This window comes from Caulobacter rhizosphaerae, assembly GCF_010977555.1.
Taxonomy (GTDB): Bacteria; Pseudomonadota; Alphaproteobacteria; order Caulobacterales; family Caulobacteraceae; genus Caulobacter; species Caulobacter rhizosphaerae.
Map to the genome: position 1 here is coordinate 5,648,283 of NZ_CP048815.1, position 25,612 is coordinate 5,673,894.

24 protein-coding genes and 2 pseudogenes are annotated in these 25,612 nt (G+C 68.5%); 17 read left to right on the plus strand and 9 right to left on the minus strand.

From position 1 onward, the window contains the following. Positions 1–43 precede the first annotated feature (43 nt). Positions 44–162: pseudogene (locus tag G3M57_RS25795) on the plus strand (hypothetical protein); the annotation flags it as partial. A 2-nt stretch (positions 163–164) separates the two neighbouring features. Here the strand turns inward: G3M57_RS25795 and G3M57_RS25800 are convergent. Continuing rightward, the gene (locus G3M57_RS25800; RefSeq protein ID WP_163233556.1) at positions 165–1,052 is read right to left on the minus strand and encodes an NAD(P)H-binding protein; all 888 of its coding nucleotides are present in this window, start codon (positions 1,050–1,052) and stop codon (positions 165–167) included. 98 nt (positions 1,053–1,150) lie between these two features. Between G3M57_RS25800 and G3M57_RS25805 the strand changes: the two genes are divergently transcribed. From G3M57_RS25805 to G3M57_RS25825, 5 genes are all read left to right on the plus strand, one after another. Then, positions 1,151–1,591: a winged helix-turn-helix transcriptional regulator gene (locus tag G3M57_RS25805; protein ID WP_208789640.1), complete on the plus strand. Its 441-nt coding sequence runs from the start codon at positions 1,151–1,153 to the stop codon at positions 1,589–1,591. 120 nt (positions 1,592–1,711) lie between these two features. Beyond that, entirely contained in the window at positions 1,712–2,218 is a 507-nt protein-coding gene (locus G3M57_RS25810) for a DUF1993 domain-containing protein (protein WP_163233557.1), read from the plus strand. Between the two features lie 427 nt (positions 2,219–2,645). Further along, a complete protein-coding gene (locus G3M57_RS25815) occupies positions 2,646–5,069 on the plus strand; it encodes an FtsK/SpoIIIE family DNA translocase (RefSeq protein WP_163233558.1) in 2,424 nt (807 codons plus the stop codon). Positions 5,070–5,390: 321 nt separating this feature from the next. Beyond that, positions 5,391–6,047 carry an outer-membrane lipoprotein carrier protein LolA gene (locus G3M57_RS25820; protein WP_056759493.1) on the plus strand — a complete coding sequence of 219 codons (657 nt, stop codon included), beginning with the start codon at positions 5,391–5,393 and terminating at the stop codon, positions 6,045–6,047. A 257-nt stretch (positions 6,048–6,304) separates the two neighbouring features. Next, on the plus strand, positions 6,305–7,111 hold the full coding sequence (locus G3M57_RS25825; RefSeq protein WP_163233559.1) for an exodeoxyribonuclease III: 807 nt from the start codon (positions 6,305–6,307) through the stop codon (positions 7,109–7,111). A gap of 448 nt (positions 7,112–7,559) precedes the next feature. Here G3M57_RS25825 and G3M57_RS28050 read toward each other — a convergent pair. The 6 genes and pseudogenes from G3M57_RS28050 to G3M57_RS25850 form a co-directional block, all read right to left on the minus strand. Continuing rightward, positions 7,560–7,627 (minus strand): annotated as a pseudogene (locus G3M57_RS28050) (hypothetical protein); the annotation flags it as partial. Between the two features lie 479 nt (positions 7,628–8,106). Then, the gene (gene dnaQ / locus G3M57_RS25830) at positions 8,107–8,826 is read right to left on the minus strand and encodes a DNA polymerase III subunit epsilon (protein WP_163233560.1); all 720 of its coding nucleotides are present in this window, start codon (positions 8,824–8,826) and stop codon (positions 8,107–8,109) included. A gap of 6 nt (positions 8,827–8,832) precedes the next feature. Next, entirely contained in the window at positions 8,833–9,456 is a 624-nt protein-coding gene (coaE, locus tag G3M57_RS25835) for a dephospho-CoA kinase (RefSeq protein ID WP_163233561.1), read from the minus strand. Then, positions 9,453–10,310 (minus strand): shikimate dehydrogenase, encoded by an 858-nt coding sequence (gene aroE / locus G3M57_RS25840; protein ID WP_163233562.1) that lies wholly within the window; start codon positions 10,308–10,310, stop codon positions 9,453–9,455. The genes coaE and aroE overlap by 4 nt, the downstream gene beginning before the upstream one ends. Beyond that, positions 10,307–10,915, minus strand: coding sequence for a Maf family protein (locus G3M57_RS25845; protein WP_163233563.1), 609 nt, complete (start codon positions 10,913–10,915; stop codon positions 10,307–10,309). The genes aroE and G3M57_RS25845 overlap by 4 nt, the downstream gene beginning before the upstream one ends. Continuing rightward, positions 10,912–11,814 (minus strand): pyruvate, water dikinase regulatory protein, encoded by a 903-nt coding sequence (locus G3M57_RS25850; protein ID WP_056759481.1) that lies wholly within the window; start codon positions 11,812–11,814, stop codon positions 10,912–10,914. The genes G3M57_RS25845 and G3M57_RS25850 overlap by 4 nt, the downstream gene beginning before the upstream one ends. 455 nt (positions 11,815–12,269) lie before the next feature. Here G3M57_RS25850 and hemE point away from each other — a divergent pair, with 455 nt between their 5' ends. The 5 genes from hemE to rho all read left to right on the plus strand — a co-directional run bounded on the left by hemE (position 12,270) and on the right by rho (position 16,902). Further along, positions 12,270–13,298, plus strand: coding sequence for a uroporphyrinogen decarboxylase (gene hemE / locus G3M57_RS25855; RefSeq protein ID WP_163233564.1), 1,029 nt, complete (start codon positions 12,270–12,272; stop codon positions 13,296–13,298). Further along, positions 13,295–14,356: a ferrochelatase gene (gene hemH, locus G3M57_RS25860; protein ID WP_163233565.1), complete on the plus strand. Its 1,062-nt coding sequence runs from the start codon at positions 13,295–13,297 to the stop codon at positions 14,354–14,356. Before hemE ends, hemH begins: the two co-directional genes overlap by 4 nt. Next, entirely contained in the window at positions 14,353–14,820 is a 468-nt protein-coding gene (locus tag G3M57_RS25865; protein WP_163233566.1) for a CopD family protein, read from the plus strand. Before hemH ends, G3M57_RS25865 begins: the two co-directional genes overlap by 4 nt. Next, complete coding sequence (locus G3M57_RS25870) at positions 14,820–15,224, plus strand: ribonuclease E inhibitor RraB (RefSeq protein ID WP_163233567.1); 405 nt, start codon at positions 14,820–14,822, stop codon at positions 15,222–15,224. Before G3M57_RS25865 ends, G3M57_RS25870 begins: the two co-directional genes overlap by 1 nt. Before the next feature lie 268 nt (positions 15,225–15,492). Continuing rightward, entirely contained in the window at positions 15,493–16,902 is a 1,410-nt protein-coding gene (gene rho / locus G3M57_RS25875) for a transcription termination factor Rho (RefSeq protein WP_163233568.1), read from the plus strand. Positions 16,903–17,745: 843 nt separating this feature from the next. Here the strand turns inward: rho and G3M57_RS25880 are convergent. Then, entirely contained in the window at positions 17,746–18,711 is a 966-nt protein-coding gene (locus tag G3M57_RS25880) for a quinone oxidoreductase family protein (protein ID WP_163233569.1), read from the minus strand. Positions 18,712–18,716: 5 nt separating this feature from the next. Further along, entirely contained in the window at positions 18,717–19,412 is a 696-nt protein-coding gene (locus G3M57_RS25885; protein ID WP_163233570.1) for a dienelactone hydrolase family protein, read from the minus strand. A gap of 125 nt (positions 19,413–19,537) precedes the next feature. On the opposite strand from G3M57_RS25885, the gene G3M57_RS25890 reads away from it, so the two are divergent. The 6 genes from G3M57_RS25890 (at position 19,538) to G3M57_RS25915 (ending at position 25,597) form a co-directional block, all read left to right on the plus strand. Continuing rightward, entirely contained in the window at positions 19,538–19,795 is a 258-nt protein-coding gene (locus G3M57_RS25890; RefSeq protein WP_056759465.1) for a DUF6489 family protein, read from the plus strand. Then, entirely contained in the window at positions 19,792–21,135 is a 1,344-nt protein-coding gene (gene mnmE, locus G3M57_RS25895) for a tRNA uridine-5-carboxymethylaminomethyl(34) synthesis GTPase MnmE (protein ID WP_163233571.1), read from the plus strand. Before G3M57_RS25890 ends, mnmE begins: the two co-directional genes overlap by 4 nt. Positions 21,136–21,299: 164 nt before the next feature. Further along, on the plus strand, positions 21,300–23,156 hold the full coding sequence (mnmG, locus tag G3M57_RS25900) for a tRNA uridine-5-carboxymethylaminomethyl(34) synthesis enzyme MnmG (protein WP_163233572.1): 1,857 nt from the start codon (positions 21,300–21,302) through the stop codon (positions 23,154–23,156). Next, positions 23,156–23,821, plus strand: coding sequence for a 16S rRNA (guanine(527)-N(7))-methyltransferase RsmG (gene rsmG, locus G3M57_RS25905; RefSeq protein WP_163233573.1), 666 nt, complete (start codon positions 23,156–23,158; stop codon positions 23,819–23,821). The genes mnmG and rsmG overlap by 1 nt, the downstream gene beginning before the upstream one ends. Then, entirely contained in the window at positions 23,805–24,617 is an 813-nt protein-coding gene (locus tag G3M57_RS25910; RefSeq protein WP_028039633.1) for a ParA family protein, read from the plus strand. Before rsmG ends, G3M57_RS25910 begins: the two co-directional genes overlap by 17 nt. Before the next feature lie 86 nt (positions 24,618–24,703). After that, on the plus strand, positions 24,704–25,597 hold the full coding sequence (locus tag G3M57_RS25915; RefSeq protein WP_163233574.1) for a ParB/RepB/Spo0J family partition protein: 894 nt from the start codon (positions 24,704–24,706) through the stop codon (positions 25,595–25,597). Positions 25,598–25,612 lie beyond the last annotated feature (15 nt).

Genomic DNA, 25,612 nt, shown 5'->3' on the forward strand with positions numbered 1-25,612 from the left:
GAATTGAACCCTTGAGAAACCCCGCGCTGACGCGCCCGTTCCGTTGCGGCTACGCCGTGCGTCCTTCGAGGCTCGGCTTCGCCTCGCACCTCAGGATGAGGAAATCAGCGCAGAGTTCCTCATCCTGAGGCGCCCGCGCAGCGGGCCTCGAAGGACGCAGGGGATCAAACCAGCGCCGCGCGATGCGCCTCCAGGAAGGTCTCGACCGAGACGGGCGGCTGGCCGGTCAGCGTCTCGACCACGTCGGTGACGATGGCGTGCTGGCCCTCGGCGGCCGCGACGTCGAAATCGACCAGCACCTCGACCAGGCCCGACGGCAGGCCGGCGGCGAGCAGGCCCTGGCGCAGGGCGTCCGGAGACAGGGCGTGGTGGGTCACCGGCTTGCCCGAGAGCCTGGCGTAGAGGGCGGCGACCTCGTCCTGGGTGACGGCGGCGGGGCCCGAGACGTCGAGGATCCGGCGGCCCTCGCCCTGGCGCAGCGCAGCGGCGTCGACGCGGGCGCAATCCTCGCGGCTGACATAGGCTCGGCCGGCTCCGCCGGTGGCCGAATAGAGCGCGCCGCTGGCCACGGCCGGGCCCGCGCCCATCAGCAGCAGCTCGGCGTAGAGGTTGTGGCGCAGGATGGTCCAGCCGGGGATGGCGCTGGCGGCCAGGGCCTGCTCGGTCCAGAAGTGGTCGTCGATCACCCCGCCGCCCGCCTGGGGCCTCGCGCCCGGCGCCGAGGTGTAGACCAGGTGCCGGACGCCAGCGGCCTGGGCGGCGGCGATCGCCGCGCGGTGCTGGGCGATGCGACGGCCCGGCTGGTCCAGGCTGTCGGTGCTGACCAGCAGCAGGCGCTCGACGCCGGCGAAGGCGGCGGGCAGGGCGTCCGGATCATCGAAGTCGACGCGCCGGGTCTCGATGCCGCGCGCCGCCAGGTCGGCCAGCTTCGAAGGCTCGCGGCTGGCCGCCACGATGTTCGAAGCGCCGGCCTCGAGCAGCAGCTCGACCACGCGACGGCCCAGTTGGCCGCCGGCGCCGGTGACCAGCAGACGGGGAGGGGAGGCGCTCATCGGGTTCATCCTTTTCAGTGGTCTCCAAATGAGACCACGTGTAGATGTGAGACTAGATCGCGGCCGTAAAGACGGCAGTTTGACGGGAGATAGGCAGCTTGAGGGAACCGCCCGCGACGAACCCGCCCACCGCCGCGGCGGCCAGCCTGGTCCAGGGCTTCCAGGGCTGGATGTCGTCGAACGACCTCAGTCCGGCCGCCTGTCCGGTGCGCAACGTGCTCGATCAGCTGGGCGACAAGTGGAGCACCCTGCTGCTGATCGCCCTGGCCGCCGGGCCGCGCCGGTTTGGCGTCCTGCGCCGCACGGTGCCCGACATCTCCCAGCGCATGCTGACCCAGACCCTGCGCGACCTGCAGCGCGACGGGCTGATCGATCGCCAGGTGTTTCCGACCAAGCCCCCCAGCGTCGAATACAGCCTGTCGCCGCTGGGGACCTCGCTGCTGGAGCCCCTGGCCGCCCTGGTGGCCTGGGCCGAGCGCAACCACGCCGACATTCGCGTCGCCCGGGCGCGTTACGACGCCGAGGACGCGGCGGCCTGATCCCGCATCGATTTGTCGGCGCCGTCCGCCTCGACGTGTCCGGGAACGGGGTTGCGCGACGCTTTCGCCCCGTCGCGACGCAGCCTAAGACCACCCGACCTCTCTCTCCTCGGAGTCCCCATGACCCTCACCATCCACCAGGCCAGCGTCCCCGTCTTCGTCCAGGGTCTGAAAGGCCTGAGGGGCGTGCTGACCAAGGCCGCCGCCCATGTCGAGACCCGCAAGCTGGACCCCGACGCCCTGCTGAAGGCGCGGCTGTTCCCCGACATGTTCCCGCTGCTGCGCCAGGTTCAGATCGCCACCGACTTCGCCAAGGGCTGCGCCGCGCGCCTGGCCGGCGAGGAGGTTCCGGCCTGGGACGACGTCGAGACCACCTTCGAGGACCTGATCGCCCGGATCGACCGCGCCGTCGCCTATGTCGAAGGCCTGGACCCGGCCAGGTTCGAGAACGCCGAGGACCGCGACATCACCCTGACCCGCCGCGGCGAGACCAGCGTGGTCAAGGGCCTGGCCTATCTGCAGGGGCAGGCCCAGCCGAACTTCTTCTTCCACCTGACCACCGCCTACGCGATCCTGCGCAAGAACGGCGTCGAGATCGGCAAGAAGGACTATCTGGGGGCCGCCTGACCCTGAATCCGGGCGCCGCCCCGGCGGAAGCTCAAGGCTTCCGCCGGAACGCCCAGACCAAGGTCGCCAGGGCGGTGAACACCCCCGCGACCGCCGACAGAATGATCGGCAACTGAATCAAAAGCTCCTTGTCCATGACCGCACCCACTGACCCGCCAACAGCGGCGGGCTACGCTCCAGAATGACTCCCGGCCACGTCGAGTCCGGACGTATGTTCTCTTTTTGTTCTTGTTCCTCCGGCGCCGTGCGAGCGTGGGAGACAGGCGCTCGCGGCAACGCCTATGCAAGCTGGTCTCCGATACCGGGGCGAGCGCCTGTCCCCGTCCAATCCGCGACGCCAAACCGCATGGCCCCGGCATCAGCGTAAACGGCTCTTAACCCTCTTGGGGCACAACTGCCCGGGTCTACGAGTGCAAGGTGACTTCTGATGGCGCGAGCGGCGCGGCGATCGAGCGTTGAACTGGTCTGGGATGCGGTGCGCTACGGCTGGGCCCAGCCCTGGTCGGCCCGGTTCCGGGGCGGGGTGATCTGCGTGGTCGGGGCGGGGCTGCTGCTGTCGGTGGCCACCTACAACGCCGCCGATCCCAGCCTGAACGCCGCCACCGGCCTGCCGGCCACCAATGCGCTGGGCGGGGCCGGCGCGGCCCTGGCCGACGTCGTCATGCAGTCGATGGGCCTGGCCGGCTGGATGGCTGCCGCCCTGATGCTGGTGTTCGGCCTGTCGCGCGTCACCCAGCCCGATCCGGCCGCCCATCGCCGCGACCTGCGGATCCGCGCCCTTGTCGGCGGCCTGGGCCTGCTGGCCCTGGCCGGCCTGCTGGCCGCCCCGCCGCGTCCCGCCGCCTGGCCGCTGGCCAAGGGCCTGGGCGGGTTCTGGGGCGACGGGGTGCTGAACCTGCTGGCCGGGCTGCTGGCCTTCGCCCGCCTGCCCGGCGCCCACCTGATCGCCGCCCTGCTGCTGGCGATCGGCGCGGCCGTGGCCCTGGGCTACGCCATTGGCGTCCGCCGGATCGATCCCGAGGCGGTCGGCGACCTGGTCCACGGCCTGATGCAGCCGCGCCAGCGCGCACCCGAGCCGGCGCCGGTCGCCCGGCCCGAGCCCGCCGCCCGTCCGAAAGCCCCGCGCAAGGCCGCCGCGCCCGTGATCGAGATCGAACCTGAAGCCGCGCCCCGCAAGGCCGCCGCCAAGCCGGCCAAGGCCCCGCCGCCGCCGGTCGACGACGACGACGCCTTCGAGCCCAGCTTCGAGGTCCGCCCCCTGGCCATCGCCCAGCCCAAGGTTCCGGCCAAGTCCAACCCCCGCGAGCAGCGGGAGCAGCAGAAGGCCTTCGACTTCGAGGACGAGGGCGGCTTCCAGCTGCCCGAGCTGGCCATGCTGGCCAAGCCCAAGCCGCGCTCAGCCGAGTTCGACGAGGAGGCCCTGCGCCAGAACGCCCGCCTGCTGGAAAGCGTGCTGGCCGAGTTCGGCGTGCGCGGCCAGATCGACCAGATCCGCCCCGGCCCGGTGGTCACCATGTACGAGCTGGTGCCGGCGGCCGGCACCAAGACGGCCCGGGTCGTGGCCCTGGCCGACGACATCGCCCGCTCGATGAGCGTGATCTCCTGTCGCGTCGCCGTGGCCCAGGGCCGCAACGCCATCGGCATCGAGATGCCCAATTCGCGTCGCGAGACGGTCTATCTGCGCGACCTCTTGTCTTCGTCCGACTACGACAAGGCCAGCCACATCCTGCCCATGGCCCTGGGCGAGACGATCGGCGGCGACACCTATATCGCCGACCTGGCCAAGATGCCCCACCTGCTGATCGCCGGCACCACCGGCTCGGGCAAGTCGGTCGGCGTCAACGCCATGATCCTGTCGATCCTCTATAAGCTGCCGCCCGAGAAGTGCCGCTTCATCATGATCGACCCGAAGATGCTGGAGCTTTCCGTCTATGACGGCATCCCGCACCTGCTGGCCCCGGTCGTCACCGATCCCAAGAAGGCGGTCGTCGCCCTGAAGTGGACCGTGCGCGAGATGGAGGACCGCTACCGGCGGATGTCGAAGATCGGCGTGCGCAACATCGGCGGCTTCAACGAGAAGGCCGTCGAGGCCCTGGAGAAGGGCGAGCACTTCGAGCGGACCGTCCAGACCGGTTTCGACGACGCCGGCCGGCCGATCTACGAGACCGAAAAGATCCGCCCCGAGCCGATGCCCTATCTGGTGGTGGTCATCGACGAGGTCGCCGACCTGATGATGGTGGCCGGCAAGGACATCGAGGGCGCCGTCCAGCGCCTGGCCCAGATGGCCCGCGCCGCCGGCATCCACCTGATCATGGCCACCCAGCGCCCGTCGGTCGACGTCATCACCGGCACCATCAAGGCCAACTTCCCGACCCGGATCAGCTTCCAGGTCACCAGCAAGATCGACGCGCGCACGATCCTGGGCGAGCAGGGGGCCGAACAGCTGCTGGGCCAGGGCGACATGCTGTACATGGCCGGCGGCGGCCGCATCACCCGCCTGCACGGCCCGTTCGTCAGCGACGGCGAGGTCGAGGCGGTGGCCAAGTTCCTGCGCGACCAGGGCATCCCCAACTACCTGGAGGAGGTCACGGCCGGCGGCGACGAGGAGCAGGAAGAGGCCATCGAGGGCGCCTTCGCCGGCGAGGGCGGGGCCAACGACCTCTACGACCACGCCGTGGCCGTGGTCACCCGCGACCGCAAGGCCTCGACCAGCTACATCCAGCGCCGCCTGCAGATCGGCTACAACCGCGCCGCCTCGCTGATGGAGCGGATGGAGAAGGAGGGCGTGGTCGGCGCCGCCAACCACGCCGGCAAGCGCGAGATCCTGGCCCCGCCGCCCCCGCCGATGTAGGGGCGTTTGCGGGCCCGCCCTCGTCCTTCGACAAGCTCAGGATGAGGGCTACTGAGCGGCCGCATTCGAATTCCTCATCCTGAGCCTGTCGAAGGACGAGGAATTGGCTCCACGGGAAGACCTGAAACCTGGGCCGTTTGTCGGCGTTCTCCTCGCTCCCAACCTCCCGAACCTGAACGGCGCTTCATCGGAGCGCCGGAAAATGGTCCCGCGGCGGCCTTTCGCTCGTCGCATGGGCAGGGCAAAGGTTGGACATACCGTGACGGGCGTTCCGTTCGCAAAGCCGCGCACACCTTTGCGGAACGCCCTCGAGGAGATCGCATGAACACCACGACCCCGACCCGCCGCCTGATCCTCGCCGCCGCCGGCTTCGGCCTGGCCGCCGCCCTGTCGGGCCAGGCCTTGGCCGCGTCACGGCCCGCCGCCGCGCCGCTGACGCCCGAGGAGCAGGCCCTGGTCGACAAGGCCACGGCCTATATCCAGACCCTGAGCTCGGCCAAGGGGCGCTTTGTCCAGACCGACTCGCGCGGCGCCCAGACCCAGGGGACCTTCTACCTGCAGCGCCCCGGCAAGGCCCGTTTCGCCTATGACGGCCCGGGCGGCCTGCTGGTGGTCAGCAACGGCAGCGCCGTCAACATCTTCAACAGCCGGCTGAAGACCTTCGAGAGCTATCCGCTCAGCCGCACGCCGCTGAACCTGCTGCTGGCCCGCGAGGTGCGGCTCGACCGCGGCGTGGTCATCACCGGCGTGCGCAAGCTGGCCGACGGCTTCACGATCACCGCCGTCGACGCCAAGCGCCAGACCCTGGGCCGCATCGCCCTGAACTTCAGCAACGCCCCGGCCCTGACTGGCTGGACCGTCACTGACGTCAAGGGCGGGGAGACCCGCGTGCGGCTGGTCGACTTCGAGAACACCGCCGGCCTGGACCCGAAATTGTTCGTCCTTACCGATCCGCGCCGCCGGGTCGGCAAGCCGTAGTTGCATAAAGCCCTGCCGACGCAGCCGAAATGCGACAATTTCACAACATGCAAGATGTTAACGCGATTGTTCTTGACTTAGATTCTCGCCGTGGCAGATTTAACACGCATGGCGAGGAGCGCCCGACCCGCTCTTCGCAACCGTGCCGGACCTATCCCCTCCCGGCGGCGGCATGAGAGACCCGACTTTCGCCCAGGCGCTCAGCGCCTGGGCGTTTTTCGTTGTGGACCGGCGGTCGCAGGCCCTAGAGGAACGGCATGCGCCTTCGTATCGCCACCTGGAACGTCAATTCCGTCCGCCTGCGCGCCGAGCAGGCCGCCCGCTTCGTCGACGAGCAGGCGCCCGACGTCCTGTGCCTGCAGGAGATCAAGTGCCAGGAGGGCGAGTTCCCCCGCGAGGCCTTCGTCGCCATGGGCCTGCCGCACATCAAGATCATGGGCCAGAAGGGCTGGCACGGGGTGGCCATCGCCTCGCGCCTGCCGTTCGAGGACGTGCCCACGCTCATGAACTGCCGCGAGGGCCATGCCCGCTGCGTCGCGGTCAAGGTGGCCGGCGTCGACATCCAGAACTTCTACATCCCAGCGGGCGGCGACACGCCCGACCGCATCGGCAACCCGAAGTTCGACCACAAGCTCGACTTCTATGAGACCCTCACCGCCGCTTTGAAGAAGCGTGATCCCAAGGCGCCGCTGATCGTCACCGGCGACCTGAACATCGCGCCCGGCGAAAACGACGTCTGGAGTCACCGCCAGATGCTGAAGGTTGTCAGCCACACGCCGGCCGAGCTCGAAGCCTTCGACGCGATGATCAAGTCGCTGGACCTGCTGGACCTGCCTCGCCTGGCCACGCCGGAACCCGAAAAGCTGTTCAGTTGGTGGAGCTACCGGGCCGCCGACTTCCGCAAGTCCAACCGCGGCCTGCGCCTGGACCACATCCTGGCCAGCCCCGGCCTGCGCGACGCGGCGATCGTCGACGGCAAGGTCTCGTCCAAGGTCCACGACACGGTGCGCGAATGGGAACGGCCAAGCGACCACGCGCCGGTGACGGCGGATTTGTTGGTCTAGTCTGGTCGTCGTCCGCGGGGCCGCAGCGCGTCGACTTCAGCTTTCGACACCGAGCGGACTTCAGATCCCTCTCCCTACGGAAGGGGGAGGTAACGACTTTCACCCTTGCGAGACCTTCGAAAGGCTTGCTTGGCCCAAGCCCGCTTCCGCCCCGGATGGGGCGGCGGTTGGCGGTCGCGGCCGGGGACGCGCTCTCACGGCAGGGGGGCGGCCGGGTTGCAGGGCGCTGGCCGTGAGTGCGTGTCCCCAAAGTCGTCCGCCGAGCTTTGTGTCGAAGCCCCCGTGGCCCCGTGGATGACGGTGGGGACACGCACTCACCCCACGGTCGCGGATCGATCGGCGAGGCCTTGCCATGAGTGCGCGTCCCCGCTCATCTCGCGGCAAGCCACTGATATCCCGAGCCTAAATCTTTATGCCCCTCACCCTCCCAAACCACCCTTATCCTGTACCCACCTCGTCGCAGGGAAAGGGCGCATGGCCAGCGACCGATGCGGCGGCGGGGGGCGATCGAGCGGGAAGCTCCGTCGGCGGTCCTTCGGGACCAAACCTCGCGTCTCTGGAGCCGGTCGGGCCTGGAACACAAAAACGACGTGGCGCGAGGGCTGATTGAGCAACAGGCGGGCGGTGACGCGCTCGCGGTCCGGGACTGGGGTTCGTTGACCTGGCCCGCCCGCCGGAGGCTTCAAGGCGGCGAAGCCCGAACAGGGTTCAGCGCCGCGGGCTTCCGGATAACGACCGCGCGGAGCGATCGGGCTTCGTCGAAAACGGTATTCATTTTCAAACTCCGGACGATGTCCGGCGCTCCGCGTCCCTTTCCATCAGCTCAGCGGTGATCCGCGTGAGGACGAGAGATCGTGCCCGCTAATACTTGCCCCCACCTGACCGCTTCGCGGTCTGTCCGCCCCCACGGGCGGAGCGCTCTTCCCCCTCTGCGGGAAGACGACCGCGAAGCGGTCCGTAGGGGGCAAGTGATGGAGCCGCAAACGCGACCAACCTCAGCCTTCCGCGACCACCACGCCCACGCCGAACTGGATCCAGACGGCCTTGTCCTTGAGGTTCTTGCGCACGAACGCCGCGTGGATCTGGCGCTCTTCCTCGGTCGAGCGCGGGGCCAGCGGCCGGGGCCGGGCGCCGTACGATCCGGCGCGGGCGGCCGAGACGGCGGTGGCGGCGACCACCTGGGTCAACTCCAGCGCCCGCTCCTTGCCGCCCTGCAGTTCGAGATAGACCTCGGCCAGCAGGTGGGCGTCGATCAGGGCTCCGTGCTTGTCCCGGCTGTCGAGGCTGATCTTGAAGCGTTTGCACAGCGCGTCGAGCGAGTTGTACATGCCCGGGAAGCGCTTCTTGGCCATGGCCAGGGTGTCGACCCAGCGGCTCTCGGGCACCGGCGCGCGGCCGCACTTCTCCAGCTCGAAATTGACGAACTGCCGGTCGAACGCGGCGTTGTGGGCGATCACCGGACTGTCGCCGACGAAGTCCAGGAAGCGGTCGGCGATCTCGTGGAACTTCGGCTTACCGGTCAGGAAGGCCGACGACAGGCCGTGCACCTTCTCGGCCTCGGCCGGCATGTCGCGCAGGGGATCGCAATATTCGTGGAACGACCGCCCCGTGGGCATGAAGTCGACCACCTCGATGCAGCCGATTTCGACCAGGCGGTCGCCGGTCTTGGGGTCGAACCCGGTGGTTTCGGTATCGAGGATGATTTCCCGCGCCATGGGATTTTAATGGGCCGCTTCGCCGTCGTCTTCAAGCGAAGCCGGGGCCCGAAGGCGAGTCAGGATGTCGCGGACCTGGTCGCGGGCGGCCTCCAGGCCGCGGCCGGTGTCGATGACGAAATCGGCCCGGGCCCGCTTTTCGGCGTCGGGCGTCTGGCGGGCCAGGATGGCCTCGAACTTGGCGGGATCCATGCCTGGCCGCGCCAGCACCCGCTGGCGCTGCAGGTCGGCCGGGGCCGAGACCACCACCACCTTGTCGACCTTCGTCTCGCCGCCGGTCTCGTAGAGCAGGGGGATGTCGAGCACGACGATGTCGGCGCCCTGGGCGCGGGCGTCGTCGAAGAAACCGATGCGGTGGGCGCCGACCAGCGGGTGAACGATCGACTCCAGCACCGCCAGGGCTTCGGAATCGCCCATCACCGCCGCGCTGAGCCGGGCGCGGTCGATGGCCCCGTCGACCACCACGCCCGGAAAGGCCGCCTCGACCGGGGCGACCGCCGCCCCGCCGCTGGCGTAGAGCGCGTGCACCGCCGCGTCGGAGTCATAGACCGGCACGCCCTCGGCGATGAACATCTGGGCGGTCGTCGACTTGCCCATGCCGATCGAGCCGGTCAGGCCAACGACGATCATCGGGCCGCCTCGCCCAGCTGGGCCAGGGCCAGGGCCCGGACATCGACCCCGGCCGGCGGGGCGGAGCCGAAGAAGGCCTCGAAGCTGGGAACCGCCTGGCGCAGCAGCATCTCCAGCCCGTCCACGGTCCGGCGACCGGCCGCCTCGGCCCGCCGCAGGAACTCGGTGCGCAGCGGCTTGTACACCATGTCGACCACCACGGCGGTTTCCGGCGTCAACTCCAGGCGGGCGGCGGGACCGGGGCCGCCGCCCAGGCCCAGGGAGGTGGCGTTGATCACCAAGCCCGCCTGGGCCAGCAGGACGTCGAGCTCGTCGTCCGACGCCGCCTCGACCACGCCGCCAATCGAGCGGGCGATGGCCTCGGCCCGGGCGAAGGTGCGGTTGACGATACTGACGCGGGGCGCGCCGGCCAGGGCCAGGGCGGCGGCCGCGCCGCGCGCCGCGCCGCCGGCCCCGAGGACGACCACCGATGAGACGGTCAGGTCGAAGCCCGGCGCCTGGACGGCGATGGCGTCCAGCAGGCCCGGACCGTCGGTGTTGTCGGCGGTGATCGTCCCGTCGGCCTCGAACACCAGCAGGTTGGCGGCGCCGGCCAGCTTGGCCAGGTCGCTGCAGCGGTCGGCGCAGGCCAGGGCCTGTTCCTTGAACGGGATGGTGACGTTGAGACCGCGGATGGCGCCGCCGCGCAGGCCCTCGACGAAGGCTTCGAAATTGTCCTCCCCCGGGGCGAACGGCACGTACGCGGCGTTCAGCCCGGCCGCGGCGATCCAGGCGTTGTGGATCACCGGACTCATCGAATGGCGGATCGGCTGGCCGCAGACGCCGGCCACAACGGCCGCACCCGTCACGCTCATGACTCGAGGGCTCCATGCAGACGCAGGAAATCGAACAGGCCGACGACCGGCAGGCCCAGGATGGCGAAATAGTCGCCGTCGATGCGGTCGAACATCTGCACGCCCTCGCCCTCGAGGAAGTAGCAGCCGACCGAGGACAGGATGTCGGGGGCGTTACGCTCGAGGTAGCCATCCAGCCAGGCGTCGCTGAAGCTGCGGACCGACAGCTTCGTGGTCTCGACCACCCGCCAGATCGGCTGGCCGTCGCGGGCCACGACCACGGCCGAGTGCAGCTTGTGGACCTTGCCGCGCAGTTGGACCAGCCGTTCGCGGGCGGCCTCGATGGTGTCGACCTTGTCGTAAAGCACGCCATCCAGGTCCAGGGTCTGGTCCGAGCCGATCACCAGGCCGGGGCGCTTGGTCGAGACCTTGAACGCCTTCAGCTCGGCCAGGGCGTCGGCGACTTCCCGCGGCGAGGCGCCCTCGGCCAGCAGGCCGGCCTTGGCGGCGTCCTCGTCGACGCCGGAGCCGACGGCCTCGAAGGTGACGCCGGCGTTGCGCAGGATCGCCTGGCGGGCCGCGCTCTTGGACGCCAGGGTGACGGGCGGTCGCGATGAACCGGTCATCCCAGCACCTCGACCTGGCCGCGGCCGCCCGACAGCAGGTTGATGATCGCCGCCGCCGTCTCCTCGACCGACCGCCGGGTGACGTCGATGATCGGCCAGCCCTGGCGCTCGAACAGGCGACGGGCGGCGATGATCTCCTGCCGCACCGCGTCGGTGTCGATATAGTCGCTCTCGCGGTTTTCCTTCAGCGACAGCAGTCGGTTGCGGCGGATCTGGATCAGCCGCTCGGGCGAGGTCATCAGGCCGACGATCAGGGTGTTCTTCAGGGTGAACAGCTCGTCGGGCGGCGGGCGGCCGGGCACCAACGGAACATTGGCGGCCCGCACGCCACGGTGGGCCAGGTAGATGCAGGTCGGGGTCTTGGAGGTGCGCGACACCCCCACCAGGATGACGTCGGCCTGGGTCAGGTCCTGGCCGCCCTGGCCGTCGTCATGGGCGATGGCGTAGTCCAGCGCCTCGATCCGGTCGAAATAGTCGTTGTTCAGCGCATGCTGGGCGCCGACCCGGGTCGAGATCCGCGCGCCCAGATAGCGCGACATGGCGCTGACCACCGGGTCGAGGGCGGCGATGCACGGCATTTCCAGCCGGCGGCAGCCTTCCTCCAGCGCCGCGCGCAGGTTCGGGTCGATGATGGTGTGCATGACCACCCCCGGCGCCCCGGCGATCTCCTCCAGCGCGCGGTCGAGCTGACGGGTGGACCGCACCAGGGCGTAGATGTGCTCGATCGGCAGGATGTCGGTGAAACGGGCGCAGACGGCCCGGGCCATGGCGTTCAGGGTCTCGCCCGTGGAGTCCGACACCAGGTGGATATGGAAGTAGGTGGCGAACCGTGGCGCGGTCCTTTCGCCCTCAGGCGGGCCAGCTTCCTGTGGATCATCCGTTAACGGTTGCTTAACCACTGGCCTGGCCCCTGGGGATGAGCGGGGGTGAATCCCGGCTCGTTACGGTGCGTCGAACTGCCCCTGTGTTAAACGGTCGCGTTGATCGCGGACAATCCCCAGTCTCGGATCGTCTTCACAGCCCGTGCGAATCCGATTCCCCCAAAGCGGGGATGAGCGAACGCTCATGGTTACGGCGCCGTTCACCATCTTAACGTTTCATTAGGAATTTCGAAGCGCTAGCAGGCTATCCCCAAAGTTCACAGGCCCGCGCCCACATGTGGGTCGAGCTTGGATGGTTTTGTGACGGGCAGGTGACAGGTAGCGTCGCGAACGGGTTTTCCCCGTTAGGCACTTGCTCACCATCTCCTACAATCTTCCTTAAAATCTTCTTAAAGAAAGAAGGAAGAAGGGAAGAAGGCCTCCGGGGAGATACGGGCTTGAGCCCACGGGCCTGACGGGATTTAAGGCCTGACATGAGCACGTCCCAAAAGCCCAAGCTCCTTTCCGTCCTGGATGGCCATAAGGCCGAACGCCCGCCCGTCTGGTTCATGCGCCAGGCCGGCCGGTACCTGCCGGAGTATCGGGCGGTCCGGGCGACCGAGCCGACCTTCATCGACTTCTGCCTGAACCCGGAGAAGGCCGCCGAGGTGACCCTGCAGCCCATGCGGCGGTTTCCTTATGACGCGGCCATCGTCTTCGCCGACATCCTGCTGATCCCTCAGGCCCTGGGTCAGAAGGTCTGGTTCGAGGCGGGCGAGGGGCCCAAGCTGGGCGACCTGCCGTCGATCGAGTCGATGCGCGAATTGACAGGCCAGGCCGGCCAGGCGTTGGCCGCGGTGGGCGAGACGCTCAGCCGCGTGCGCTCGGCCCTGGAGCCCGAACGGGCCCTGATCGGTTTCGCCGGTGCGCCCTGGACCGTGGCGACCTACATGATCGAGGGCGGCTCCAGCGACCGTTCCGGCGCGCGGACCTTCGCCTACCAGAACGCCGAAAAGCTGGACGCCCTGATCCAGGTGCTCGTCGACGCGACGATCGACTACCTGGCCATGCAGGCGGCGTCCGGCGCCCAGGTGCTGAAGCTGTTCGAGAGCTGGGCGGAAGGCTTGTCCGAGCCGTTGTTCGACCGGCTGGTGACCAAGCCGCACACGGCCATCGTCGAGGGCCTGCGGGCCAAGGGCGTGACCACGCCGGTGATCGGCTTTCCGCGCGGGGCCGGAACCCTGGTCGAGACCTATGCCCGGGTCACGCCCGTGCAGGGCGTGGCGCTGGACACCCAGGCCTCCGCGGCTTTGGGTCAGGCGATCCAGAAGACGAAGGCCATCCAGGGCGCACTGGATCCGCTGCTGCTGCGGGCCGGCGGCGACGCCTTGCTGGCGCGGGTCGACCAGTTGCTGGAACAGTGGGGACAGGGTCCCTACATCTTCAACCTGGGTCACGGCATTCTGCCTGACACGCCGATCGCCCATGTCGAGGCGGTGCTGGCCCGGGTCACCGGGAAATGACCGATCTGGCCGGGAAGAGGCGCAAGGTCGCCGTCGTCCTGTTCAACCTGGGGGGGCCCGATGGGCCGGACGCGGTGCGGCCGTTCCTGTTCAACCTGTTCCGCGATCCGGCGATCATCGGCCTGCCCGCGCCGCTGCGCTATCCGATCGCCGCCCTGATCGCCGGGACTCGTGCGAAGCTGGCCAAGGAAAACTACGCGCTGATGGGTGGCGGTTCGCCCCTGTTGCCCGAGACGGAGAAACAGGCCAGGGCGCTGGAAGCGGACCTGGCGGTGCGTTTCCCCGACGCCGAGACCCGCTGCTTCATCGCCATGCGCTACTGGAAGCCGCTCACCGAGGAGACCGCCAAGGCCGTCAAGGCCTTCGCGCCGGACGAGGTGGTGCTGCTGCCGCTCTATCCGCAATATTCGACGACCACGACGGGGTCGTCTCTGAAGGCTTGGAACCGAGCCTACCGCGGGGGGCCGGGCCGCGTTTCGACGGTCTGCTGCTATCCGGTCGACGAGGCTCTGGTTCAGGCCCATGCCGATCTGATCAAGGCCGCTTACGACAAGGCTGGACGCCCCGGTCCGGCGCGGCTGCTGTTCTCAGCCCACGGCCTGCCGGAAAAGGTGATCCTGGCCGGCGATCCTTACCAGCGGCAGGTCGAGGCGACGGCCGCGGCGGTGGCCGCCCGGCTGGGGGAGGGCTGGGACTGGCGGGTGACCTATCAGAGCCGGGTGGGGCCGATGAAATGGATCGGTCCCTCGACCGAGGACGAGATCCGCGCCGCCAGCCAGCAGGGCCTGGCCCTGGTGGTGACGCCGATCGCCTTCGTCTCCGAGCACATCGAGACCCTGGTCGAGCTGGACCACGAATATCGCGAGGTGGCGATCAAGGCGGGCTGCCCGGCCTATGTCCGGGTCCCGGCCCTGGGCGTCGCCCCCGACTTCATCCGGGGCCTGGGCCGCGCGGTTCAAGCGGCTATCGGCGCTGAGGATCGGCTGGTCACGACTTGCGCCTGGCGCTGCGGCGGCGATCGCATCCAATGTCCGAACACGCAGGGAGCGTGCGCATGATGGATTTCCTGGCCGGTCACTTCGACCTGATCCGCGGCCTGCACATCGTCTTCGTCATGGCCTGGATCGCCGGCATGCTGATCCTGCCGCGGCTGTTCGTCTATCACATGAAGACGGAGCCCGGCTCCGACATGGACGCGGTGTTCAAGCTGGCCGAGCTGCGGACCCTGCGGATCATCATCAATCCGGCCATGATCCTGGCCTTGCTGATGGGCCTGCTGCTGGCGATGGTCGACACCCAGCGCCTGGGGCCGGACTTCTATCTGAAGCCCTGGGCCCTGACCAAGATCGCGGCCCTGATCTTCCTGTTCGCCTGGCACGGCTTCGTCTCCAAGGCCCGTCGCCAGTTCGCCGCGGGGAGCAACACCCGGTCCGAGAAGTTCTGGCGGATGACCAACGAGCTGCCGTTCCTGGCGGCCATCGTCATCGTGCTGTCGGTGACGACCAAGTTCCTGGGCCACTGATGGGAACGCTGAAAACACTCCGCGCAACCGTGCTTGGCTTGCTGTTGATCGCGGGGCCGAACTCGGTCCAGGCGGCGCAGATTTCCCGGCCGCAGCTGGAAGCGATGTTCTCGAACATGCGCAGCAGCTCGCCCTGGAATGTCGATGGGCCGCTGCTGTGGGGCTATTTCTTCACCAGCGCCGATCGCCCCGCCTTGGAGCAGGCGGGCAAGATCCTGGGGGATCAGGGCTATCGCTTCGTCGAGATCCACAAGGACAAGAAAAATGTCTGGTGGCTGCACGTCGAGCGGATCGAGCACCATACGGTCGATAGCCTGGACGCTCGCAACGCCGAATTTTACGCTTTCGCGAAACGGGAAGGCCTGGCGAGCTACGACGGCATGGACGTGGGTCCAGCGCCGTAGGCGTCGAGTGAGCAGCGGCTTCGCTTGACCGGCGGGGCCGCTTGTGGTTCCCATCCGGGAGACATGCCGCCTCGCGGCCTGTTCCCGCCTCCCACGGACCGGCGCTCGTCCTGACGCGCCCCCGGAGCTGTCGCTTCGAAGGTCTGTCCCCCGATCGATACGCGCCGTCGTCATGGCGCGACCCGCTCGCCGCTTCACCGCGACGAGTCCGTTTTAGAACCAAGGCCCGGCTCGCACCTTCGCGGGCCGAGCGACGTTGAGTGTCACTATGACCGACCAAACCGAAAACCAACCTGGCCTCGAGCTGGAACCCGTCATCGACACGACGGTCGAGGCCGCCGAGGCCCCCTCCGGCAACGGTGACGACGGCGACGACGATTCCGAGATCAGCGCCGCGGTCGCGGCCATGGGCCTGAAGACCATGTCGCTGCAGGAGCTGAAGGAGAAATCCCCGGCCGACCTGCTGGCCTTCGCCGAGACCTTCGAGGTCGAGAACGCCAATTCCATGCGCAAGCAGGACATGATGTTCGCGATCCTGAAGACCCTGGCCGAGGAAGGCGTGGAGATCTCGGGCTCGGGCACGATGGAAGTGGTGCAGGACGGCTTCGGCTTCCTGCGCTCGCCGGAGGCCAACTATCTTCCGGGTCCGGACGATATCTACGTGTCGCCCTCACAGATCCGCAAGTTCGGCCTGCGCACCGGCGACACCATTGAGGGCGCTATCCGCTCGCCGCGCGAGGGCGAACGCTACTTCGCCCTGACCGGCGTCTCGAAGATCAATTTCGAGAGCCCGGACAACGTCAAGCACAAGGTCCACTTCGACAACCTGACGCCGCTCTATCCCGAAGAGCGCCTGCACATGGAACTGCCCGATCCGACTATCAAGGATCGTTCGGGTCGGGTGATCGACATCGTCGCGCCGCTGGGCAAGGGCCAGCGCTGCCTGATCGTCGCTCCGCCGCGCGTCGGCAAGACGGTGATGCTGCAGAACATCGCCAAGTCGATCGAGACCAACCACCCCGAATGCTACCTGATCGTGCTGCTGATCGACGAGCGTCCGGAAGAAGTCACCGACATGCAGCGCACGGTGAAGGGCGAGGTCATCGCTTCGACCTTCGACGAGCCGGCGACCCGTCACGTGCAAGTGGCCGAGATGGTCATCGAGAAGGCCAAGCGCCTGGTCGAGCATAAGCGCGACGTGGTCATCCTGCTGGACTCGGTCACCCGCCTGGGCCGCGCCTACAACACCACCGTCCCGTCGTCGGGCAAGGTGCTGACCGGCGGCGTCGACGCCAACGCCCTGCAGCGCCCCAAGCGCTTCTTCGGCGCGGCGCGCAACGTGGAGGAGGGCGGTTCGCTGTCGATCATCGCCACCGCCCTGATCGACACGGGCAGCCGCATGGACGAAGTGATCTTCGAAGAGTTCAAGGGCACCGGCAACTCGGAAATCGTGCTCGACCGGAAAGTGGCTGACAAGCGCATCTTCCCGGCCATCGACGTGCTGAAGTCCGGCACCCGCAAGGAGGAGCTGATCACCCCGCGCGACCAGCTGCAGAAGACCTACGTCCTGCGCCGCATTCTCAACCCGATGGGCGCTTCGGACGCCATCGAGTTCCTGCTGGAAAAGATGCGCCAGTCGAAGACCAACGGCGATTTCTTCCAGAGCATGAACACTTAAGCTTGGTGTTTCACGTGAAACACGAAGGGCGGCTGGAGCGATCCAGCCGCCTTTTGTTTGTGGATCGCGGACGGGGACAGGCGCATGCGCCTGTCCCCAGACACGGCTCTTCGACCTCGGCCCTTCGCGGGCGAGTGGGTGGGGAGGCGCGGAGCGGTCCGGGCCGAGCCCGGATGACCGTGGGTGTTGAGTGTGCGTTTCGGCTAGACCTGACCGCTCCGCGAAACCGTTTGTCTCAAGGGACGGCGATTGAGGGCTTGTTTCATCCCGATCGACGTTTCCCCTCGGGCGGGCAGGATCAAAGTCGCCCGGAAGGGGCCGTCGGCGACTCCGACTGATCCTCGAACAGGCCGGTTTGAACTCCCAGCCCCGTCAACCCGCCTGTCCCGCCATCGCCCCCGACAAGCCTTGGAGCCTTCTGAGCCCCGCCGCCCGCCGCGGTCCGATCGCCAGGCCCAGGCGGCCGCGCTCGGTTCCATCCCCACCGCCTGCTTGGGCCGGTACCAAGAGCCCTCCCCGCGATGGAGACGAGATCAGTATGGGACGGGTTTGAGGTCCGAGGACTTGTGACGCTGATTATTTTTCAGGGTGTTGAAAGGGCTGGGATTGTTCGCGCCGGCGACGGGGATTGGGCGCCGTCTATCCCCGCCGGGGACATGCTCTCACGGCAGGGCCCCGCCAGTCGATCCCGGACCGTCGGGTGAGTGCGTGTCCCCACCGTCGTCCTCGGCGCCCGACGATTACCCCTCGCTCAGCGGACGAAGATGGAGACACGCACTCACATCGAGCACCCCGGTAAGCCCGTCTAGCACACTGCCGTGAGAGCATGTCCCCGACGTGGCTCTACGGGATCAACAAGGTCGCCCCAGTCGTTCGCCGACCCTCCAGCGCCTCGTGCGCCGCTCGCGCCTGGGCCAACGGGAACGTCTGCCCGACCTCGATCTTCACCGCGCCGGACGCCAGCACCGCGAACAGGGCTGCGGCGCTCTCGTCCAGTTCGGTCGTCGTAGCGATGTAGTCGAACAGGCGCGGCCGGGTCACGAACAGCGACTTGGCGCCCAGTTCCAGCGGCGCGATCGCCGGGGCCGGGCCCGAGGCGTTGCCGAAGGTCGCCAGCACGCCGCGCCGGCCCAGGCTCTTGAGGCTGGTCTCGAAGGTGTCCTTGCCCACCCCGTCATAGACCACGGCCACGCCCTGGCCGCCGGTGATCTCCGCGACCTTGGCCGCGACGTCCTCCTCGCCATAGAGGATGACATGGTCGGCGCCGTGGCCGCGGGCGAGGGCGGCCTTGGCCTCCGAGCCGACCGTGGCGATCACCGTCGCGCCCAGCGCCTTGGCCCACTGAACCAGGATGGACCCGACGCCGCCGGCCGCCGCGTGGACCAGGATGGTCTGACCGGGTTCGACCTTGTGGCAGCGGCGGACCAGGAACTCGGCGGTCATGCCCTTGAGCAGGACGGCCGCGGCGGTCTCCAGACTGACCTCGTCGGGGACCTTGACCGCCCGGTCGGCCGGGACCACAGCGGCCTGGGCATAGGCGCCGAGCGTGCCGTTATAGCCGATACGATCGCCGGCCTTGAACCGCGTAACGCCGTCGCCCAGCGCCTCGACGACCCCGGCGGCTTCCAGGCCCAGCACCACCGGCATCTTCATCGGGTAGAGGCCGCTGCGGTGATAGGTGTCGATGAAATTCAGGCCCACGGCCTGGTGGCGGACCAGGACCTGGCCTGGGCCGGGCGTGGGGACGCGAAGGTCGACGGCCTCCAGCACCTCGGGGCCGCCGGTGCGGACAGCTTGTATGGCCAGCATGACGGTCAGCCCAGGTTGGACTTGAAGAAGGTCAGGCTGCGGGCGTTGGCCGTACCGGCGTCGGCCGCGTCATAGTGCGCGCCGCCCACCCGGGCGAAGGCGTGGTCGCGGCCGGGATAGGTGTGGATCTCGATCTGGGGGTGGTCCTTCAGCGCGTCGAGGATGACCTTCTGGGCTTCCTTGGGCACAAACTGGTCCTCCTCGGCGATGTGCATCAGCAGGGGGCGGGCCAGCTTTTCGGCCTCGGCGACATGCTTCTCGGTCCCGACGCCATAGTAGGAGACGCTGGCGTCAGCGTCCGTGCGGACGGCGGTCAGGAAAGCCAGCAGGCCGCCCAGGCAATAGCCGACCGCCCCGACCTTGCCGCTGACGCCGGGCCGGGCGCGGGTCGCGGCGATCGTCGCCGCGATGTCGGAGACTCCGGCGTCGACATCGAAGGCGTTGTAGAGCTCGAAGGCCTTCTTCCATTCGGCTTCGCTCTGGTCGGTGATGTCGATGCCCGGCTCGATGCGCCAGAACAGGTCGGGGCAGACGGCGACGAAGCCCTGGGAGGCCAGGTCGTCGCAGATATCGCGCATCACCTTGTTGACGCCGAAGATCTCCTGGATGACGACGATGGCCGGGGCGGGGGCGGCCGAAGGGCGCGCCACATAGGCGGAGAAGGCGCCGTCGGGGGTGGTGATCGTGAGGGTCTCGGACATGGGGCTCTCCGTATCGCTGGCGGATCTTTTGGCGTCGATGGGACTTTCGACCGAAGCGCTCTAACGTGCGCCGATGCGGTCAGGGCATAACAATATCGTGCCTCCGCGGCAGGGAACCCCAGATCATGAAGATGACCATTGAGATTGACTGCACGCCGGTAGAGGCCCGCGCCTTCCTGGGCCTGCCGGACGTGAGCGCCCTGAACGAGCATCTGGTCAAGGAAATGCAGGATCGCATGACCTCCAACATGGCCATGCTCGCGCCCGAGGAACTGATGAAGAACTGGATGGCGTTCGGAGCCGGGGCCCAGGACCAGTTCCGCAAGCTGATGACCGCGGCGGCCGGAGCGGCGGTCGGCGGCATGGGCGGCAAGGCCGAATGAACGACACGATCTACGCTCCGGCCACCGGGGGGGGCAGGGCGGCCGTAGCGGTGGTGCGGGTCTCGGGACCCCGGGCCGCCCGCGCCGTGCAGGCTCTCGCCGGCGATCCGCCTAGGCCGCGCCAGGCAGCCCTGCGCCGACTGACTCATGGTGAGGTAGCGCTCGATGACGCGCTGGTGCTCTGGTTCCCGGGTCCGGCCAGCTATACCGGGGAGGACGCGGCCGAGTTTCACGTGCACGGCGGTAGGGCCGTGGTCGAGGCCGTGCTGGAGGCCTTAGCGTCGGAAGGTCTGCGTCTGGCCGAGCCCGGCGAGTTCACGCGGCGCGCCTTCGAGAACGGCAAGCTGGATCTGACCCAGGCCGAGGGCGTGGCCGACCTGATCGACGCCGAGACCGACGCCCAACGCCGCCAGGCGCTGGGCCAACTGGGCGGGGCGCTCAGCCAGCGTTACGACGCCTGGCGTGAGCTTCTGGTCCAGGCCTTGGCCATGCTGGAGGCGGCTGTCGACTTCCCGGACGAGGAACTTCCGGAGGATGTGGCGGCCCGGGCCCGGCCCGGCCTGGAAGCGCTGGAGGCGCAGATCGCCGCCGCCCTGGTCGACGCCTCGCGCGGCCGGCGGGTGCGCGACGGCTTCCGCATCGCCTTGGTCGGTTCGCCCAACGCCGGCAAGAGCACGCTGCTGAACGCCCTGGCCGAGCGCGACGCGGCGATCGTGACGTCGACGCCAGGCACCACCCGCGACGTCATCGAGGTCCCCCTGACCCTGGGCGGCTACAAGACGCTGCTCGCCGATACGGCCGGTCTGCGCGAGACCGAGGACGCCATCGAGGCCGAAGGTGTCCGCCGGGCGCGGGCCTGGGCGGCCGAGGCGGACCTGCGGCTGTGGGTAATCGACGCGGCGATGTTCCACGTGAAACAGAACAACGAGCTGTCGGCGCTCCGGTCAGGTGACTGGGCGGTGGTCAACAAGATCGACTTGGTCGACGCCTATCGGCTGGAGGAGCTGCGCGAGATTCTTGCCGCCCAGGGCTTGAAGGTGATCGAGATGGCCGCCCGCAAGCCGGACGGAGCGGAAGAGGCGAGGGCGGCCCTGACGTCCCACGTGGTCGAGGCCCTGTCCGGGGCCGAGTTCCCGGCCGCCACGCGGATCCGCCACGCGGAAAGTCTGGTCGAAGCGCGGACCTATATTCAGCGGGCCCTTTCGGATGTCGGGCTGGAGGTCGAACTGGCTGCGGAGGATGTCCGGTTGGCGACCCGCGCTCTATCGCGGATCACCGGGCGGATCGATCCGGAGGATGTGCTGGATCGCGTGTTTTCAAGCTTCTGCATCGGCAAGTGATGTTTCACGTGAAACATCGACTTGAATCATCCACAGGCTGATCACAGATGTCTCGGCGGTGTTTCACGTGAAACACCCGGGACCGACTCGCCGATCCGGGAGGTTCCACGTATAAGGTTGATCACGCCCCCGCCGCGACGGGGGCGTTCGCATTGAGGCGCATCTTGTCCAACACCTGGGATGTCATTGTCATCGGCGGCGGTCACGCCGGCTGTGAGGCGGCGGCCGCGTCGGCGCGCACGGGCGCGCGCACCTTGCTGCTGACCCACAAGCGCGAGACCGTCGGCGAGATGTCGTGCAATCCCGCCATCGGCGGGCTGGGCAAGGGCCATCTGGTCCGCGAAATCGACGCCCTGGACGGCGTGATGGGCCGGATCGGCGACAAGGCCGGCATCCAGTATCGGCTGCTGAACCGCTCGAAGGGTCCGGCCGTGCGCGGTCCGCGTTCGCAGATCGACCGCAAGCTCTATCGCGAGGCCATGCAGGCCGAACTGTTCGCCTATCCGAACCTCGACGTGATCGCCGCCGCAGCCGAAGACCTGATCGTCGAGGACGGCGCCGTGGCCGGCGTGATCGACGGGGAGGGCGGCGTCTACCGTGCTTCACGTGTAGTGCTGACCACCGGGACCTTCCTGAAGGGCCTCATCCATCAGGGCGAGACTCGCACGCCGGCCGGCCGGGTCGGCGACGCGCCGTCGATCGGCCTTTCGGACCGCCTCTACGCCCTGGGCTTCGACATGGGCCGCCTGAAGACCGGCACCCCCGCGCGCCTCGACGGCCGGACCATCGCCTGGGACCGGCTGGAAATGCAGGCCGCCGACGCCCAGCCCGAGCCGTTCTCGTTCCTGACGACCCACGTGGACGTGCCGCAGATCCAGTGCGGCATCACCTATACGACGGCCGAGACCCACAGGATCATCGCCGAGCGCCTGGGCGAGTCGGCGGTCTATGGCGGCCGCGCCACGGGGATCGGTCCGCGCTACTGCCCGTCGATCGAGGACAAGGTCGTCCGCTTCGCCGACAAGACCAGCCACCAGGTGTTCCTGGAGCCCGAGGGCCTGGACGACCACACGGTCTATCCGAACGGCGTCTCCACTTCGGTCTCGGCCGAGACCCAGCTGCTGTTCCTGCGCACCATGCCCGGCCTGGAGGCCGTCGAGGTCATCCGGTACGGCTATGCGATCGAGTATGACTATGTCGACCCGCGCGAGCTCTACCCGACGCTGGAGACCAAGCGTCTGCCCGGGCTCTACCTGGCCGGCCAGATCAACGGCACGACGGGCTACGAGGAAGCCGGCGCCCAGGGCCTGATGGCCGGGCTCAACGCGGCCCTGGCCGTGCGGGGCGGGGAACCCGCCGTGTTCGCCCGCGACGAGGCCTATATCGGGGTGATGATCGACGACCTGGTCACCCGGGGGGTCACCGAGCCCTATCGCATGTTCACCAGCCGGGCCGAGTTCCGCCTGATCCTGCGGGCCGACAACGCTGACCAGCGCCTGACCGACAAGGGGCTGGCCCTGGGGGTCGTGGGTTCTGTCCGGGCCGAGGCCTGGGCCGCGAAGAAGGCCGAGCTGGACGCCGTGCGCGCCTTCGCCCGCTCGGTCACCCTGACTCCGGCCGAAGCCAATCGGGCCGGTTTCAAGGTCAATCATGACGGCCAGCGTCGCGACGTGCTGGCCATGCTGGCCTTGCCCGACGTCACCCTGGACGGGCTGACCGCGGTATGGCCCGAGATCGCCACCTGGAGCGCCGTGGCTCGCGAGCAGATCGAGATCGAAGCCGCCTATGCCGGCTATCTCGATCGCCAGCGCAATGACGCCGAGGCGTTCCGCAAGGAAGAGGATCTGCGCCTGCCAGCCGACCTGGACTACGGCCTGGTCGGCAGCCTGTCGAACGAGGTGCGCGAGAAGCTGGCGCGGGTGAAGCCTATGACCCTGGGCCAGGCGGCCCGGATCGAGGGCGTGACCCCCGGCGCCCTGACGGCCTTGCTGGCCCACGTCCGCCGATCGAAGGCCGCCTGATGTCGGTCGCCTCCGCGCCCCTGGTCATCGAGGACCTGGACCCTGTCGACGCCGCCGCTTTCCAGCGGCTGACAGGCTGTTCGGATGAGCGGCTGGCCGAGCTGACGCGCTTTCAGGCCCTGCTGACCGAGTGGAACGCGGTGATGAACCTGGTGGGCCCAGCGACGATCGCCACCTACTGGAACCGTCACGCCTGGGACAGCGCCCAGCTGCTGACGCTTGCGCCGCAAGCCCGGACGTGGGCGGACCTGGGGGCGGGCGCCGGCCTGCCGGGCGTGGTCCTGGCGATCCTGCTGAAGGACATGCCGGGCGCCAAGGTCCATCTGGTCGAGAGCATGGCCAAGCGCTGCCGGTTCCTGCGCGTGGTGGCGGATGAACTGGCCCTGCCGGTCGAGATCCACAACGCCCGGGCCGAGGACCTGGACCTGAAGGTCGATGTCGTGACCGCCCGGGCCTGCGCGCCGATGGTCAGACTGCTGGGCTATGCCCAGCCCTACCTGAAGCGTGGTGCGACCGCCTGGTTCCTGAAGGGACAAGATGTCGCGTCCGAATTGGCGGAAGCCGCCACATATTGGAAATTCGAGTCCGACCTGCGGCCGTCCCTGAGCGACCCGCGTGGCCAGATCGTGCAAGTGAAGGGGCTTAAGAGTGTCCGTAAAGTCTGACCAACCGCTGCGCGTCCTGGCCATCGCCAACCAGAAGGGCGGGGTCGGTAAGACCACGACGGCGATTAACCTCGGCACCGCCCTAGCGGCCTGCGGCGAGCGCGTGCTGCTGATCGACGCCGATCCGCAGGGCAACTGCTCGACGGGGCTGGGCATCACCCGCCTGCAGCGCCGCACCACCCTCTATGACGTCCTGATGGGCGAGGCCCCGGTGGTCGACGCCGCGGTCCGGACCGAACTGCCGGGGCTGGACGTGATCCCGGCCGACGCCGACCTGTCGGGCGTCGAGATCGAGCTGGGCCAGCAGGCCCGGCGGTCCTATCGCCTGCGCGACGCCCTGGAGCCGCTGCGCGCCAACGGTCCCTACACCTATGTGCTGATCGACTGCCCGCCGTCGCTGAACGTTCTGACGGTCAACGCCATGACGGCCGCCGACGCGGTGTTCGTGCCGCTGCAGTGCGAGTTCTTCGCCCTGGAGGGCCTGACCCAGCTGATGCGGACCATCGAGCGGGTCCGTGGCAGCCTCAATCCCAAGCTGGAGATCCAGGGCGTGGTGCTGACCATGTATGATCGCCGCAACAGCCTGTCGGACCAGGTGGCGCGGGATGTCCGGGAGCACTTCGGCGACAAGGTGTATGACGCGGTCATACCCCGTAACGTCCGGGTGTCGGAGGCGCCGTCCTTCGGTAAGCCCGTGCTGCTCTATGACCTCAAATGCGCGGGCAGCCAGGCCTATCTGCGGCTGGCGCGCGAGGTGATCAGCCGCGAGAAGTCACGACTGTCGCAGGCGGCTTGAACGCCGCCTGAGGATAACCATCCAAGTCTTTGTCCAAGTTGAGTGTTGAGCGCGTGAAGGAGTCGGTCGTGGCAGGAGAGCCGGGGATGTCTGAAGGTCGTCGTGGTTTGGGTCGCGGCCTTTCCGCCTTGCTCGGCGAGGTCGATTCCGCCCCCGCCCAGGCGCCCGGCGACGCCAGCGCCGGCTCGCGGGAAGCCCCGATCGAGCTGATCCGCCGTAATCCCGACCAGCCCCGCCGGACCTTCCGCGAGGAAGACCTGGTAGAACTTTCCGACTCGATCCGCGAGAAGGGCGTCCTGCAGCCGATCCTGGTCCGACCGGCGCCGGGCGCGGCGGGCGAGTACCAGATCGTCGCCGGCGAGCGTCGTTGGCGTGCGGCCCAGCGCGCGGGCCTCAAGACCCTGCCGATCATGGTCCGGGAACTGGACGACCTGGCGGTGCTGGAAATCGGCATCATCGAGAACGTCCAGCGGGCCGACCTGAACGCGATCGAAGAGGCGCTGAGCTACAAGGTGCTGATCGAGAAGTTCGGCCAGACCCAGGAAGGGATCGCCCAGACGGTGGGCAAGAGCCGCAGTCATGTGGCCAACACCCTGCGGCTGCTGGCCCTGCCGGACTCGGTCCAGGGTTATGTGACGTCCGGCGAGATGACGGCCGGCCACGCCCGGGCGATCGCCACCGCGGCCGATCCGGCGGCGCTGGCCCGAGAGGTCATCGACAAGGGCCTGTCGGTCCGCGACACCGAAGCCCTGGCCCGTCGCACCCCGAACGCGGCCGGCGAGGCGCGGGCCAAGTCGAGCGGCGGTCGTCCACCGAAGTCGAAGGACACCGACACCCAGTCCCTGGAAGCTGACCTGTCGTCGCTGCTCGGCCTGGACGTCGAGATCGACGATCGTGGCGGGGCCGGCGCCCTGACCATCCGCTACGCCACGCTCGAGCAACTCGACGACCTCTGCAACCGCCTGACCCGAGGGGCGTGAGGCTTCTCGACAGGG